This is a genomic window from Photorhabdus hindustanensis (genome assembly GCF_002968995.1).
Taxonomy (GTDB): Bacteria; Pseudomonadota; Gammaproteobacteria; order Enterobacterales; family Enterobacteriaceae; genus Photorhabdus; species Photorhabdus akhurstii.
In genome coordinates this window covers 1-17,468 of record NZ_PUWT01000031.1, presented here as the reverse complement: position 1 = coordinate 17,468, position 17,468 = coordinate 1, and the positions used below count along the sequence as shown (strand labels likewise).

Below are 17,468 nucleotides of genomic sequence, written 5' to 3'. Positions count from 1 at the left end.
ACCTGAATAGAAAAATTATCCCTATTATGTAAAAGGACTGAATGCAATTAACATAACAAAGGAAGTAAATATGGAAAACATTGACCCAAAACTTTATCACCATACGCCTACCGTCAGTGTTCACGATAACCGTGGACTAGCTATCCGTAATATTAGTTTTCACCGCACTACCGCAGAAGCAAATACCGATACTCGAATTACTCGCCATCAATATAATGTCGGTGGATATTTGAACCAAAGCATTGATCCTCGCCTGTATGACGCCAAACAGACTAGCAACACAATACAACCGAATTTTATCTGGCAACATAATTTGACCGGCAATATCCTGCGAACAGAGAGCGTCGATGCCGGCCGAACGATTACCCTCAACGATATTGAAGGTCGCCCGGTGTTGACCATCAATGCAACCGGCGTCCGCCAAAACCATCGCTACGAAGATAACACCCTGCCCGGTCGCCTGCTCGCTATCACCGAACAAGGGCAGGCAGAAGAGAAAACGACCGAGCGTCTCATATGGGCCGGCAATACGCAGCAAGAAAAAGACCACAACCTTGCCGGTCAGTGTGTCCGCCATTACGATACCGCTGGACTCACTCAACTCAACAGCCTTGCTCTGACCGGCGCCGTTTTATCGCAATCTCAACAACTACTTACCGATAACCAGGATGCCGACTGGACAGGTGAAGACCAGAGCCTCTGGCAACAAAAACTGAGTAGTGATGTCTATACCACCCAAAGTAACACTGATGCCACCGGGGCTTTACTTCTCCAGACCGATGCCAAAGGCAACATTCAGCGGCTGGCCTATGATGTGGCCGGGCAGCTAAAAGGGAGTTGGTTAACACTCAAAGGCCAAGCTGAACAGGTGATTATCAAATCGCTAACCTACTCTGCCGCCGGGCAAAAATTACGTGAAGAGCACGGTAACGGGGTTGTCACTGAATACAGCTACGAACCGGAAACCCAACGGCTTATTGGTATCACCACCCGCCGTCTGTCAGATGCCAACGTATTGCAAGATTTACGCTATCAATATGATCCGGTAGGCAATGTCATTAGTATCCGTAATGATGCGGAAGCCACTCGCTTTTGGCGCAATCAGAAAGTAGCCCCGGAGAATAGCTATACCTACGATTCCCTGTATCAGCTTATCAGCGCCGCCGGGCGCGAGATGGCGAATATAGGTCAGCAAAGCAGCCAACTCCCCTCCCCGGCGCTACCTTCCGATAACAATACCTACACCAACTATACTCGCACTTATACTTATGACCGTGGCGGCAATTTGACGAAAATTCAGCATAGTTCACCGGCCACACAAAATAACTACACGACGAATATAACGGTTTCAAATCGCAGCAACCGCGCGGTACTCAGCACATTGACCACAGATCCAACTCAAGTCGATGCCTTATTTGACGCGGGAGGCCATCAAACCAGCATGTTATCCGGTCAAGCTTTAATATGGACACCACGAGGTGAATTGAAACAAGCCAACAGTGCCGCAGGAAATGAATGGTATCGCTACGATAGTAACGGCATACGCCAGCTAAAAGTGAATGAACAACAAAATATCCCGCAGCAACAAAGGGTAACTTATCTACCGGGGCTGGAACTACGTACAACCCAGAACAACGCCACAACAACAGAAGAATTATACGTTGTCACACTCGGTAAAGCCGGTCGCGCACAGGTCCGAGTATTGCACTGGGAGAGCGGTAAACCAGCAGATATTAATAACAATCAGCTTCGTTACAGCTACGATAATCTTATTGGTTCCAGCCAACTTGAATTAGATAGCGACGGACAAATTATCAGTGAAGAAGAATATTATCCATTTGGTGGTACAGCGCTGTGGGCGGCAAGGAACCAAACCGAAGCCAGCTATAAAACCATTCGTTATTCAGGTAAAGAGCGGGATGCTACCGGGCTGTATTATTACGGCTACCGTTATTACCAACCGTGGGCGGGCAGATGGTTAAATGCAGACCCAGCAGGAACCATCGATGGGCTGAATTTATATCGCATGGTAAGAAATAATCCGGTGACGCAATTTGATGTTCAGGGATTAGCACCAGCCAACAGAACAGAAGAAGCGATAATAAAACAGGGTTCCTTTACAGGAATGGAAGAAGCGGTTTATAAAAAAATGGCAAAACCTCAAACTTTCAGACGTCAAAGGGCTATTGCTGCCCAAACAGAGCAAGAATCCCATGAATTATTGACGAGCAAACCCGATGTCAATACCAGCCTAATTAAAGATTACACCACGGATAGCTCACAAATTAATACCGCGATAAGGGAAAACCATATTACTACGGCAGTACAAAACTTAGATTCCACATTATCTGCCCTGCAAGATAGACAAACGCGTGTAACTTATCGGGTGATGACCTATGTGGATAATTCCACTCCCTCACCCTGGCATTCCCCACAGGAAGGAAATAGCATCAACGTTGGTGATATTGTTTCAGATAATGCTTATCTATCAACATCGGCCCATCGTGGTTTTATGAGTTTTACTCACCCAAAAGAAAACAGTGAAACTCGATACGTCAAAATGGCATTTTTAACGAATGCAGGTGTCAATGTGGCAGCAAAATCTAGATATAATAACGAAAGTGGGGAGCAAGTATTTAAAATGGATTTAGATGATTCGAGGAAAGGCTTCGTTGAAAAATTGAAAATAAGAGCCAGTGGACCAGAAGCGGGGCAAGCGGAAATACTATTCCCCAGAGAAACACCGTTCGAAGTTGTTTCAATGAAACATCAAGGCAGAGATACCTATGTATTATTGCAAGATATTAATCCATCAGCTATCGCTCATAGAAATGTACGTAACACTTACACCGGTAATTTCAAATCATCCAGTGCAAATTAAATTGGGAAAATAGTGATTAATTAATATAACAACAAACAATCCCCTGAGTTTTTATTCAGGGGATTTAACAATCCACCATCTTTAAGTATTTAACCTCAAACCATAAGAAGAAATTTATTTCATCATTTTCTCATTTCTCTTATTGTATTAAACACCATTAACATTTCATTAATTTAGATCCGTCATTTAATTAACCTAATAATAAATAACTATTCAAGATAACCTTTAAACAATCAAATCGGAAATCAACAAATTCAATGGCTCTTTATATTTACGCCTGAGAGTATAAGCACAATATCTCACTGACGGCGTTGGACACGATTTAAAATTCAAAAAGGTAATCCCTTGATGAAGGTGAGTAGAACAGAGTACTTCATTCGGTGTCATTAAACTTATCGCCACCCCCGATCTCACTAAATCCAACCGATGAGTAAAATCAGGGACAGTTAGCAAGGTTAAATTTCGGTACTCAGGCAGATAATTCAGCGAAATAAAATTGTCACATTGTTTAAAGAAAGCACTATTATGTTGAGCCAAAGGCAGTGTATATATAATATCATCAGCATGACTTTCCGCTGCTAAAATATCATTCGCGATAGCAAGGCGCAGAATCTGATAAGCTCCGTCTATTCTGATAATATCATCGTTATCAGGATAATGTTCAGTGGTCACATAGATGGTTATCTCGCCTTTCATTAAAGCAGAAAATATTGTCTCTTTTCTTGCCGAATCATCAATAATGAAATGATTTTTTATGTCAATATCGCGATAATGATAACGTTGAACCGCCCTTTTTATCACTTCCGGGATTTTATTAATATATTCTCCACTGGTCCCAATAACCAGTTTTCCCACGTTTGCTAATTTCTCGCTTCTGCGGTAATGCCAATTATCCTCAACTCGTTGAATTCTCTCATAACACGGTAATAGCTCCTGATATAAGGCCATCCCTTCATCAGTCAATTTGGTCCTTCCCGGCAACCTTTCAAACAGTTGACAGCCCACACGTTGTTCCAATTGATATATGATCCTACTTAGGGGGGAAGGAGTAATACAAAGCGTATCCGCTGCTAAAGTGAATGACTCTTTTTTCGCTGATTCCATAAAATACTTCAAGTGCTTTGAACAAAATAGCATCATATATCCTTCTATTCTAATTAATTGTTCCATCCAAAATAGAATGGAATATTAACAATGAAACATTACAACAACTTTTCTTCTTTGCATTATTTAACATTGAAGTGTGTATTAACTGAGATTGAGTTTTATCATCTTTATTCTTAGCAGTTATCAAACATTTTTTATTATTGTTGCAAAATAAACGTAATTCACCCTTAAATCACAATAATAATTCTAAATAAATGTCACATGTTATTATTAAGAAAAAACAGGCAATATTAACCATTTAATTAGATATTTCAATTGGTTGACAAAACATCCATAATGTTCAATATAAAATAATCACAGATTTAACATCAAGTAAATTATACAATCTATATTCACCATCACTGAACTTTACCCTGCTCTCACAGTTCATTATGTGAACAACAAAGCGCCATTTCCATTCAACGCTTATTAGAAAGTCAGTTGCAAATTTTGCAGCTGCTTTTTTTGCAACAGCTATTTAAACAAAACAATGAGATAGTGATTCTCTGAGAGATCAAGATTAGGTTTATCTGTTACTCGCAAACTATTTCATATCTCAGCGATTTCTCAAAACCTATCTTTGATTATCCCTTCTTCCGATGGAACGGAATCACTCTCTTATTGATCCATGATGTAAAAGCAACAAGGCTGTTTCATTTACTTTATGATTTACAAGGAATAAATATGAACGAGTCTGTAAAAGAGATACCTGATGTATTAAAAAGCCAGTGTGGTTTTAATTGTCTGACAGATATTAGCCACAGCTCTTTTAACGAATTTCGCCAGCAAGTATCCGAGCACCTCTCTTGGTCCGAAACACACGACTTATATCATGACGCACAACAGGCACAAAAGGATAATCGCCTGTACGAAGCGCGTATTCTCAAACGCGCCAATCCCCAATTACAAAATGCGGTGCATCTTGCCATTCTCGCTCCCAATGCTGAATTGATAGGCTATAACAGTCAATTTGGCGACAGAGCCAGTCAATATGTTGCGCCGGGTACCGTTTCTTCCATGTTCTCCCCTGCCGCTTATTTGACTGAACTCTATCGTGAAGCACGCGATTTACACGCAAGTGACTCCGTTTATTATCTGGATACCCGCCGCCCAGATCTCAAATCAATGGCACTCAGTCAGCAAAATATGGATACAGAATTATCCACCCTCTCTTTATCCAATGAGCTGTTATTGGAAAACCTTAAAACTGAATCTAAACTGGAAAATTATACTAAAGTGATGGAAATGCTCTCCACTTTCCGTCCTTCCGGCGCAACGCCTTATCATGATGCTTATGAAAATGTGCGTAAAATTATTCAGCTACAAGATCCCGGACTTGAGCAATTCAATGCGTCACCGGCAATTGCCGGGCTGATGCATCAAGCTTCCCTACTAGGTATTAACGCTTCAATCTCACCTGAATTGTTTAATATTCTGACGGAGGAGATTACCGAAGGTAACGCAGAGGAACTTTATAAGAAAAACTTCGGTAATATCGAACCGGCCTCACTGGCTATGCCCGAATACCTTAAACGCTATTACAATTTAAGTGATGAAGAACTCAGCCAGTTTATTGGTAAAGCCAGCAATTTTGGTCAACAGGAATATAGCAATAACCAACTTATTATTCCGGTAGTCAACAGCAGTGATGGCACGGTTAAGGTATATCGGCTCACCCGAGAATATACAACAAATGCCTATCAAGTGGACGTGGAGCTTTTTCCCTTCGGTGGTGAAAATTATCGGTTAGATTATAAATTCAAAAATTTTTATAATGCCTCTTATTTATCCATCAAGCTAAATGATAAAAGAGAACTTGTTCGAACTGAAGGCGCCCCTCAAGTCAATATAGAATACTCCGCAAATATCACATTAAGTACCGCTGATATTAGTCAACCTTTTGAAATTGGCCTGACACGAGTCCTTCCTTCCGGTTCTTGGGCATATGCCGCCGCAAAATTTACCGTTGAAGAGTATAACCAATACTCTTTTTTGCTAAAACTCAATAAAGCGATTCGTCTATCCCGTGCGACAGAATTGTCACCTACTATTCTGGAAGGCATTGTACGCAGTGTTAATCCACAACTGGATATCAACACAGAAGTATTAGGTAAAGTTTTTCTAACTAAATATTATATGCAACGTTATGCTATTAATGCTGAAACTGCCTTAATACTATGCAATGCCCCTATTTCACAACGTTCATATGATAATCAACCTAGCCAATTTGATCGCCTGTTTAATACGCCATTACTGAACGGCCAATATTTTTCTACCGGCGATGAGGAGATTGATTTAAATTCAGGTAGCACCGGTGATTGGCGTAAAACTGTACTTAAGCGTGCATTTAATATCGATGATGTCTCGTTCTATCGGCTGCTTAAAATTACCGACCATGATAATAAAGATGGAAAAATTAAAAATAACCTAAAGAATCTTTCCAATTTATATATTGGTAAATTACTGGCAGATATTCATCAATTAACCATTGATGAACTAGATTTATTACTGGTTGCCGTAGGTGAAGGAAAAACTAATTTATCCGCTATCAGTGATAAACAGTTGGCTACCCTGCTCAGAAAACTCAATACTATTACCGGCTGGTTACATACACAGAAGTGGAGCGTGTTCCAGCTATTTATCATGACCTCCACCAGCTATAACACAACGCTAACGCCTGAAATTAAGAATCTACTGGATACCGTCTACCACGGTTTACAAGGTTTTGATAAAGACAAAGCAGATTTGCTACATGTCATGGCGCCCTATATTGCGGCCACCTTGCAATTATCATCGGAAAATGTCGCCCACTCGGTACTCCTTTGGGCAGATAAGTTACAGCCCGGCGACGGCGCAATGACAGCGGAAAAATTCTGGGACTGGTTGAATACTAAGTATACGCCGGGTTCATCGGAAGCCGTAGAAACGCAGGAACAGATCGTTCAGTATTGTCAGGCTCTGGCACAATTGGAAATGGTTTACCATGCCACCGGTATCAACGAAAACGCCTTCCGTCTGTTTGTGACAAAATCAGAGATGTTTGGCGCTTCAACTGGCGCGGCGCCTGCGCATGACGCCCTTTCATTGATCATGCTGACGCGTTTTGCGGATTGGGTGAACGCACTAGGTGAAAAAGCCTCCTCGGTGTTAGCGGCATTTGAAGCTAACGCATTAACGGCGGAACAACTGGCTGATGCCATGAATCTTGACGCTAATTTGCTGTTACAAGCCAGTACTCAAGCACAAAACCATCAACATCTTCCTCCCGTGACGCAAGAAAATGCGTTCTCCTGTTGGACATCTATCGATACTATCCTGCAATGGGTTAATATCGCACAACAATTGAATGTCGCCCCCCAGGGCGTTTCCGCTTTGGTCGGGCTGGATTATATTCAATCAATGAAAGAGACACCGACCTATGCCCAGTGGGAAAACGCGGCAGGCGTATTAACCGCCGGGTTGAATTCACAACAGGCCAATACATTACACGCTTTTCTGGGTGAATCTCGCAGTGCCGCATTAAGCACCTACTATATCCGTCAAATTGCCAAGGCAGCGGCAGCCATTAAAAGCCGTGATGATCTGTATCAATACTTACTGATTGATAATCAGGTTTCCGCGGCAATCAAAACCACCCGGATCGCCGAAGCCATTGCCAGTATTCAACTGTACGTCAACCGGGCATTGGAAAATGTAGAAGAAAATGCCAATTCGGGGGTTATCAGCCGTCAATTCTTTATCGACTGGGACAAATACAATAAACGCTACAGCACTTGGGCAGGCGTTTCTCAATTAGTTTACTACCCGGAAAACTATATTGATCCGACCATGCGTATCGGACAAACCAAAATGATGGACGCATTACTGCAATCCGTCAGCCAAAGCCAGTTAAACGCCGATACCGTCGAAGACGCCTTTATGTCTTATCTGACATCGTTTGAACAGGTAGCTAATCTTAAAGTTGTTAGTGCATATCACGATAATATTAATAACGATCAAGGGCTGACCTATTTTATTGGACTCAATGAAACTGATGCCGGTGAATACTATTGGCGCAGTGTCGATCACAGTAAATTCAGCGACGGTAAATTCGCGGCTAATGCCTGGAGCGAGTGGCACAAAATTGATTGTCCAATTAACCCTTATAAAAGCACTATCCGTCCAGTGATATATAAATCCCGCCTGTATCTGCTCTGGTTGGAACAAAAGGAGATAACCAAACAGACAGGAAATAGTAAAGATGGCTATCAAACTGAAACGGATTATCGTTATGAACTGAAATTGGCACATATCCGCTATGACGGTACTTGGAATACGCCAATCACCTTTGATGTCAATAAAAAAATATCCGAGCTAAAACTGGAAAAAAATAGAGCGCCAGGACTCTATTGTGCCGGTTATCAGGGTGAAGATACGTTGCTGGTGATGTTTTATAACCAGCAAGACACACTAGATAGTTATAAAACCGCTTCAATGCAAGGGCTATATATCTTTGCCGATATGGCATCCAAAGATATGACCTTAGAACAGAGCAATGTTTATCGGGATAATAGCTATCAACAATTTGATACTAATAGTGTCAGAAGAGTGAATAACCGCTATGCCGAAAATTATGAAATCCCTTCATCAGTAAATAGCAATAACAGTTATGGCAGAGGAAAATATAACCTCAGTATGGTGCATGGTGGAGATATTCCCATTATCCGTTACCAAGCATCATCAAGTGATTTAAAAATCCACATTTCACCTAAGCTAAGAATTACCCATGAAGGAGCTGATGAGCGGACACGTCATCAATGTGATCTGATAAAAAAATATGGCAAACTGGGTGATAAATTTATTATCTACACCAATCTGAGTGTCAATACACAATGGACATCAAATAAAAAGTTAATATACCCGGTTTATCAATATAGTGGAAACGCTACTAATAATAGAGAAAATAGATTACTGTTTTATCGGGATAACCAAATTGGTAAAGTAAGTGTCTTTCTTCCTAATTGGGGACAAAGCCTATATTCAGAAGTTACCAATAGTAATAACGGCTATATTATAGATACTTCTAATCAAGAACCTTTATTTAAGCAATATCTCTATATGGAGGACACAAATAATGGATTCCGCATTATTGCTACTGATGTCTATAACGCAGAAGAGATCAAAACTGCAATTCCTGCTGCAAAAGTTAAGGTAACTGTGAAGGCTGGTAGCAAAGAGTACGAACTTACCGCAGATAAAAATGTCTCCATTCAGCCATCACCTAGCTTTGATGAAATGAATTATCAATTTAATGCCCTTGAAATAGACGGTTCTGGTCTAAATTTTATTAACAATTCAGCCAGTATTGATGTCACCTTTACCGCATTTGCGGAGGATGGCCGCAAACTGGGTTATGAAAGTTTCAGTATTCCTGTTACCCGCAAGGTAAGTACCGATAATGCCCTGACCTTGCACCATAATGAAAATGGTGCGCAATATATGCAATGGCAAGCCTATCGTACTCGCCTGAATACTCTATTTGCCCGTCAGTTGATTGCACGGGCTACTACCGGAATCGACACGATTCTGAGTATGGAAACTCAGAATATTCAGGAACCCATGATGGGAATTGGGGCTTACGTGGAATTAGTTATGGATAAATATGATCCAGAAATCCACGGCGCCAATAAATCTTTTACACTCCTCAATTACGATATTTTTAAATCTGGTGATAAGTTCCCTATTTATCAAGGGACATTAAGCGATACTGCACCAACAAAAATCCAATTATTCTTACCTCGCTTTGATGATGCTCATGGAAATAAAGACAATCTCTATGTTTATGCGGTTTATCAAAAACAGGAAACAAATGCTATCCGCTTTGTTAAAAAGGATAATAATGAACTCGCTACATTCGACACGACCTATAAGAATGGCACTTTCCTAGGACTTGCATCAGCCAGAGTCGTGCCTACTTTCACAGAACCAATGGATTTCAGCGGCGCTAACAGCCTCTATTTCTGGGAACTGTTCTACTATACCCCGATGCTGGTTGCTCAACGTTTGCTGCATGAACAAAACTTTGATGAAGCCAACCGCTGGCTGAAATATGTCTGGAGTCCATCCGGTTATATTGTCCACGGCCAGATTCAGAACTACCAGTGGAACGTCCGCCCGTTACTGGAAGACACCAGTTGGAACAGTAATCCTTTGGATTCTGTCGATCCTGACGCGGTAGCACAACACGATCCAATGCACTACAAAGTTTCAACTTTTATGCGCACCCTTGATCTGTTGATAGCACGCGGCGACCATGCTTATCGCCAACTGGAACGAGATACACTTAACGAAGCGAAGATGTGGTATATGCAAGCGCTGCATCTATTAGGCGACAAACCTTATCTACCGCTGAGTACGACATGGAGTGATCCACGGTTGGACAGAGCCGCGGATATGACTACCCAAAATGCTCACGACAGCGCAATCGTCGCTCTGCGGCAGAGTACACCGGCTCCTTTATCATTACGCAGCGCCAATACCCTGACCGATCTCTTCCTGCCGCAAATCAATGAAGTGATGATGAATTACTGGCAGACATTAGCTCAGAGAGTATACAACCTGCGTCATAACCTCTCTATCGACGGCCAGCCGCTATATCTGCCAATCTATGCCGCACCGGCGGACCCGAAAGCGTTACTCAGCGCCGCCGTCGCCACTTCCCAAGGTGGAGGCAAACTGCCGGAATCATTTATGTCCCTGTGGCGTTTCCCGCACATGCTGGAAAATGCGCGCGGCATGGTTAGCCAGCTCACCCAGTTCGGCTCCACGTTACAAAATATTATCGAACGTCAGGACGCGGAAGCGCTCAATGCGTTATTACAAAATCAGGCCGCCGAGCTGATATTGACTAACCTGAGCATTCAGGACAAAACCATTGAAGAATTGGATGCCGAGAAAACGGTGTTGGAAAAATCCAAAGCGGGAGCACAATCGCGCTTTGATAGCTACAACAAACTGTACGATGAGAATATCAACGCCGGTGAAAACCAAGCCATGACGCTACGAGCGTCCGCCGCCGGGCTTACTACGGCAGTTCAGGCATCCCGTCTGGCCGGTGCGGCGGCTGATCTGGTGCCTAACATCTTCGGCTTTGCCGGTGGCGGCAGCCGTTGGGGGGCTATCGCTGAGGCGACAGGTTATGTGATGGAGTTCTCCGCGAATGTTATGAACACCGAAGCGGATAAAATTAGCCAATCGGAAACCTACCGTCGTCGCCGTCAAGAGTGGGAGATCCAGCGTAATAATGCCGAAGCGGAGCTGAAACAACTCGACGCCCAACTTAAATCGTTGGCAGTACGCCGTGAAGCCGCCGTATTGCAGAAAACCAGTCTGAAAACCCAACAAGAACAGACCCAATCTCAATTGGCCTTCCTGCAACGTAAGTTCAGCAATCAGGCGTTGTACAACTGGCTGCGTGGTCGACTGGCGGCGATTTACTTCCAGTTCTACGATTTGGCCGTCGCACGTTGTCTCATGGCAGAACAAGCTTACCGTTGGGAACTCAATGACGACTCTCGCTTCATTAAACCGGGAGCCTGGCAGGGAACCTATGCCGGTCTGCTTGCAGGTGAAACCTTGATGCTAAGCCTAGCGCAAATGGAAGACGCCCATTTGAAACGTGATAAACGCGCATTAGAGGTTGAACGCACAGTGTCGCTGGCCGAAGTTTATGCAGGATTACCAAAAGATAACGGTCCATTTTCCCTGGCTCAGGAAATTGACAAGCTGGTGAGTAAAGGTTCAGGCAGTGCCGGCAGTGGTAATAATAATTTGGCGTTCGGCGCCGGCACGGACACTAAAACCTCTTTGCAGGCATCAGTTTCATTCGCTGATTTGAAAATTCGTGAAGATTACCCGGCATCGCTTGGCAAAATTCGACGTATCAAACAGATCAGCGTCACTTTGCCCGCGCTACTGGGACCGTATCAGGATGTACAGGCAATATTGTCTTACGGCGATAAAGCCGGATTAGCTAACGGCTGTGAAGCGCTGGCAGTTTCTCACGGTATGAATGACAGCGGCCAATTCCAGCTCGATTTCAACGATGGCAAATTCCTGCCATTCGAAGGCGTCGCCATTGATCAAGGCACGCTGACACTGAGCTTCCCAAATGCATCCATGCCGGAGAAAGGTAAACAAGCCACTATGTTAAAAACCCTGAACGATATCATTTTGCATATTCGCTACACCATTAAATAACCGTCCCAACGTACTAAAACAGGCTCCGAATCGGGGCCTGTAAGGAGTTTTTATGCAGAATTCACAAACATTCAGTGTTACCGAGCTGTCATTACCCAAAGGCGGCGGAGCCATTACCGGCATGGGTGAAACATTAACACCAGCCGGGCCGAATGGCATGGCCGCCTTATCCCTGCCATTACCCATTTCCGCCGGGCGGGGTTACGCACCCTCGCTCACTCTGAATTACAACAGTGGAACCGGTAACAGCCCATTTGGTCTCGGTTGGGACTGCGGCGTCATGGCAATTCGTCGTCGCACCAGTACCGGCGTGCCGAATTACGATGAGACCGATACTTTTCTGGGGCCGGAAGGCGAAGTGTTGGTCGTAGCATTAAATGAGGCAGGTCAAGCTGATATCCGCAGTGAATCCTCATTGCAGGGCATCAATTTGGGTGCGACCTTCACCGTTACCGGTTATCGCTCCCGCCTGGAAAGCCACTTTAGCCGGTTGGAATACTGGCAACCCCAAACAACCGGCGCAACCGATTTCTGGCTGATATACAGCCCCGACGGACAGGTCCATTTACTGGGCAAAAATCCTCAGGCACGTATCAGTAATCCACTCAATGTTAACCAAACCGCGCAATGGCTGTTGGAAGCCTCAGTATCATCCCACGGTGAACAGATTTATTATCAATATCGAGCCGAAGATGAAGCAGGTTGCGAAACCGACGAGCTAGCAGCCCACCCCAGCGCAACCGTCCAGCGCTACCTGCAAACGGTACATTACGGGAACCTGACCGCCAGCGACGTTTTTCCTATGCTAAACGGAGATGACCCACTTAAATCTGGCTGGTTGTTCTGTTTAGTATTTGACTACGGTGAACGCAAAAACAGCTTATCTGAAATACCGCCGTTTAAAGCCACAAGCAACTGGCTTTGCCGAAAAGACCGTTTTTCCCGTTATGAGTACGGTTTTGAATTGCGTACTCGCCGCTTATGCCGCCAAATACTGATGTTTCACCGTCTACAAACCCTGTCTGGTCAGGCAAAGGGAGATGATGAACCTGCGCTAGTGTCGCGTCTGATACTGGATTATGACGAAAACGCGATGGTCAGTACGCTCGTTTCTGTCCGCCGGGTAGGCCATGAGGACAACAGCACCGTCACTGCGCTGCCACCACTGGAACTGGCCTATCAGCCTTTTGAGCCAGAACAAACCGCACTCTGGCAATCAATGGATGTACTGGCAAATTTCAACACCATTCAGCGCTGGCAACTGCTTGACCTGAAAGGAGAAGGCGTACCCGGTATTCTCTATCAGGATAAAAATGGCTGGTGGTATCGATCCGCCCAGCGTCAAGCAGGGGAAGAGATGAATGCGGTCACTTGGGGGAAAATGCAACTCCTTCCCATCACACCGGCTGTGCAGGATAACGCCTCACTGATGGATATTAACGGTGACGGACAACTGGACTGGGTGATTACCGGGCCGGGGCTAAGGGGCTACTACAGTCAGCACCCGGATGGTAGCTGGACACATTTTACGCCACTCAACGCTTTGCCGGTGGAATATACCCATCCACGCGCACAACTGGCGGATTTAATGGGGGCCGGACTGTCCGATTTAGTGCTAATTGGTCCCAAAAGTGTGCGCTTATATGCTAATAACCGTGATGGTTTTACCGAAGGGCGGGATGTGGTGCAATCCGGTGATATCACCCTGCCGCTACCGGGTGCCGATGCCCGTAAGTTAGTGGCATTTAGTGACGTACTGGGTTCAGGCCAAGCACATCTGGTTGAAGTGAGCGCGACTCAAGTCACCTGCTGGCCGAATCTGGGGCATGGCCGTTTTGGTCAACCAATCGTATTGCCGGGATTCAGCCAATCTGCCGCCAATTTTAATCCTGATCGAGTTCATCTGGCCGATTTGGATGGTAACGGTCCTGCCGATTTGATTTATGTTCATGCTGACCATCTGGATATTTTCAGAAATGAAAGTGGCAACGGTTTTGCAAAACCATTCACACTCCACTTTCCTGACGGCCTGCGTTTTGATGACACCTGCCAGTTACAGGTGGCCGATGTACAAGGGTTAGGCGTTGTCAGCCTGATCTTGAGCGTACCGCATATGGCGCCACATCATTGGCGCTGCGATCTGACCAACGCGAAACCGTGGTTACTCAGTGAAATGAACAACAATATGGGGGCCAATCACACCTTGCATTACCGTAGCTCTGTCCAGTTCTGGCTGGATGAAAAAGCTGCGGCATTGGCTACCGGACAAACACCGGTCTGTTACCTGCCCTTCCCGGTCCATACCCTTTGGCAAACAGCAACCGAGGATGAAATCAGCGGCAATAAATTAGTGACCACTTTACGTTACGCCCACGGCGCCTGGGATGGACGTGAGCGGGAATTTCGTGGCTTTGGTTATGTTGAGCAGACAGACAGCCATCAACTCGCTCAAGGCAATGCGCCGGAACGTACACCACCGGCACTCACCAAAAGCTGGTATGCCACCGGATTACCTGCGGTAGATAATGCGTTATCCGCCGGGTATTGGCGTGGCGATAAGCAAGCTTTCGCCGGTTTTACGCCACGTTTTACTCTCTGGAAAGAGGGCAAAGATGTTCCACTGACACCGGAAGATGACCATAATCTATACTGGTTAAACCGGGCGCTAAAAGGTCAGCCACTGCGTAGTGAACTCTACGGGCTGGATGGCGGCGCACAGCAACAGATCCCCTATACAGTGACTGAATCCCGTCCACAAGTGCGCCAATTACAAGATGGCGCCACCGTTTCCCCGGCGCTCTGGGCCTCAGTCGTGGAAAGCCGTAGCTATCACTATGAACGTATTATCAGTGATCCCCTGTGCAATCAGGATATCACGCTGTCCAGCGACCTATTCGGGCAACCACTGAAACAGGTTTCCGTACAATATCCCCGCCGCAATAAACCAACAACCAATCCGTATCCCGATACCCTACCGGATACGCTGTTTGCCAGCAGTTATGACGATCAACAACAGCTATTGCGATTAACCTGCCGACAATCCAGTTGGCGCCATCTTATTGGTAATGAACTCAGAGTGTTGGGATTACCGGATGGTACACGCAGTGATGCCTTTACTTACGATGCCAAACAGGTGCCTGTTGATGGCTTAAATCTGGAAGCCCTGAGTGCTGAAAATAGCCTGATTGCCGATGATAAACCACGCGAATACCTCAATCAGCAACGAACGTTCTATACCGACGGGAAAAACCAAACACCACTGAAAATGCCGACACGACAAGCGTTAATCGCCTTTACCGAAACGGCGGTATTAACGGAATCTCTGTTATCCGCATTTGATGGCGGTATTACGCCAGACGAATTACCGGGAATTCTGACACAGGCCGGATACCAACAAGAGCCTTATCTGTTCCCTCGCCCCGACGAAAACAACGTCTGGGTAGCCCGCCAAGGCTATACCGATTACGGAACGGAAGCACAATTTTGGCGTCCTGTCGCACAACGTAACAGCCTGTTAACCGGGAAAATGACGCTAAAATGGGATACTCACTATTGTGTCATCACCCAAACCCAAGATGCTGCCGGCTTCACCGTCTCAGCCAATTATGACTGGCGTTTTCTCACACCAACGCAACTGACTGACATCAACGATAATGTGCATCTCATCACCTTGGATGCACTGGGACGCCTTGTCACGCAACGTTTCTGGGGAATCGAAAGCGGTGTGAAAACAGGTTACTCTTCACCAGAAGAAAAACCATTCTCTCCACCAAACGATATCAATACCGCTATTAATCTAACCGGACCACTCCCTGTCGCGCAGTGTCTGGTCTATGCACCGGACAGTTGGATGCCACTATTCAGTCAGGAAACCTTCAACACATTAACGCAGGAAGAGCAGAAGACACTGCGTGATTCGCGGATTATCACGGAAGATTGGCGTATTTGCGCACTGGCTCGCCGCTGTTGGGTACAAAGTCAAAAGATCAGTACACCATTAGTTAAACTGTTAACCAACAGCATTGGTTTACCTCCCCATAACCTTACGCTGACCACAGACTGTTATGACCGCGATGCTGAGCAGCAAATTCGCCAACAAGTCGCATTCAGTGATGGTTTTGGTCGTCTGCTACAAGCGTCTGTACGGCATGAGGCAGGCGAAGCCTGGCAACGTAACCAAGACGGTTCTCTGGTGACAAAAATGGCGGATACCAAAACGCGTTGGGCGGTCACGGGACGCACCGAATATGATAATAAAGGGCAGACGATACGCACTTATCAGCCCTATTTCCTCAACGACTGGCGATATGTCAGTGATGACAGCGCCAGAAAAGAAGCCTATGCGGATACTCATATCTACGATCCGATTGGGCGGGAAATCCGGGTTATCACTGCAAAAGGCTGGCTGCGCCAAAGCCAATATTTCCCGTGGTTTACCGTGAGTGAAGATGAGAATGATACGGCCGCTGATGCGCTGGTGTAATTGAATCAATATTCGCTCGTTTAATGTTAACGAGCGAATATAATAAATAAGAAACTGCGTTGGGAGTTCTAAATAGAGGAACAAGATACTCAAATGCGCATGTAACGTTTACCAAGTTTTCCTCTGTGTGCATTTAACCCCTTTTCAATCAAAGTGAAAACAAATTAATAGTGACATCATATTATTACGATTATATAACATAATACTAACCATTTGCTTTTTCAGGATATTTTACCGCCCTTTATTTCATAGGTAATAAGATTCAATTCCTGTAAAAATCTATTATCATGAGAACTAAAAATAACAACCTTCTCTTCTGCAAGAGAAATCAGCAATTCAATTAAAAATGTTATAGAATCTGAATCAAGGCCATTTGTTGGCTCATCAAAAATATAAACATCCGCATCGGTAATAAAAGCTGATGTCAATAAGAACTTCTTTTTTATCCCGAGTGACATTTGCCCATATTCAATACCCGAATAATTAGATATACCCAAGAAACTTCAAGATGCAGTTTTTAGCACCTGAAAATGGTCGTTAATTCTAGACATCAGCGAGTTCGCTATATCAGGTAGCGTTGTGGTGAAAAATTTGAAGACTTTGTCTCGAAATTCATGTTTATCAGCGAAATAACGGTTATTTCGAACCTGTTCATTCATGACCTTCCATAATCGCTCTATCGGGTTTAAATTTGGGCTGTATGGCGGAAGGTAATGTAAC

6 protein-coding genes are annotated in these 17,468 nt (G+C 44.7%); 3 read left to right on the top strand and 3 right to left on the bottom strand.

What is annotated here, in order from left to right:
* Positions 1-70: 70 nt before the first annotated feature.
* Positions 71-2,881, top strand: a complete 2,811-nt coding sequence (locus tag C6H66_RS12980; protein WP_105395814.1) for an RHS repeat protein — start codon at positions 71-73, stop codon at positions 2,879-2,881.
* 225 nt (positions 2,882-3,106) lie between these two features.
* Here C6H66_RS12980 and C6H66_RS12975 read toward each other — a convergent pair whose 3' ends face one another.
* Entirely contained in the window at positions 3,107-4,018 is a 912-nt protein-coding gene (locus tag C6H66_RS12975) for a LysR family transcriptional regulator (RefSeq protein ID WP_282183120.1), read from the bottom strand.
* Between the two features lie 693 nt (positions 4,019-4,711).
* On the opposite strand from C6H66_RS12975, the gene C6H66_RS12970 reads away from it, so the two are divergent.
* The gene (locus C6H66_RS12970) at positions 4,712-12,265 is read left to right on the top strand and encodes a Tc toxin subunit A-related protein (RefSeq protein ID WP_105395812.1); all 7,554 of its coding nucleotides are present in this window, start codon (positions 4,712-4,714) and stop codon (positions 12,263-12,265) included.
* Positions 12,266-12,317: 52 nt separating this feature from the next.
* The gene (locus C6H66_RS12965) at positions 12,318-16,748 is read left to right on the top strand and encodes a SpvB/TcaC N-terminal domain-containing protein (protein ID WP_105395811.1); all 4,431 of its coding nucleotides are present in this window, start codon (positions 12,318-12,320) and stop codon (positions 16,746-16,748) included.
* Between the two features lie 221 nt (positions 16,749-16,969).
* Here the strand turns inward: C6H66_RS12965 and C6H66_RS12960 are convergent, their stop codons facing one another.
* Positions 16,970-17,245, bottom strand: a complete 276-nt coding sequence (locus C6H66_RS12960; RefSeq protein WP_105395810.1) for an AAA family ATPase — start codon at positions 17,243-17,245, stop codon at positions 16,970-16,972.
* A gap of 6 nt (positions 17,246-17,251) precedes the next feature.
* On the bottom strand, positions 17,252-17,468 hold a 217-nt coding region (locus C6H66_RS12955; protein WP_181150202.1), incomplete at its 5' end, for a transposase.

What these genes read in the sequence shown, in the direction of transcription:
- C6H66_RS12980 (WP_105395814.1), top strand. Translation starts at nt 71, where the DNA reads ATGGAAAACATTGACCCAAAACTTTATCACCATACGCCTACCGTCAGT.
- C6H66_RS12975 (WP_282183120.1), bottom strand. Translation starts at nt 4,018, where the DNA reads ATGCTATTTTGTTCAAAGCACTTGAAGTATTTTATGGAATCAGCGAAA.
- C6H66_RS12970 (WP_105395812.1), top strand. Translation starts at nt 4,712, where the DNA reads ATGAACGAGTCTGTAAAAGAGATACCTGATGTATTAAAAAGCCAGTGT.
- C6H66_RS12965 (WP_105395811.1), top strand. Translation starts at nt 12,318, where the DNA reads ATGCAGAATTCACAAACATTCAGTGTTACCGAGCTGTCATTACCCAAA.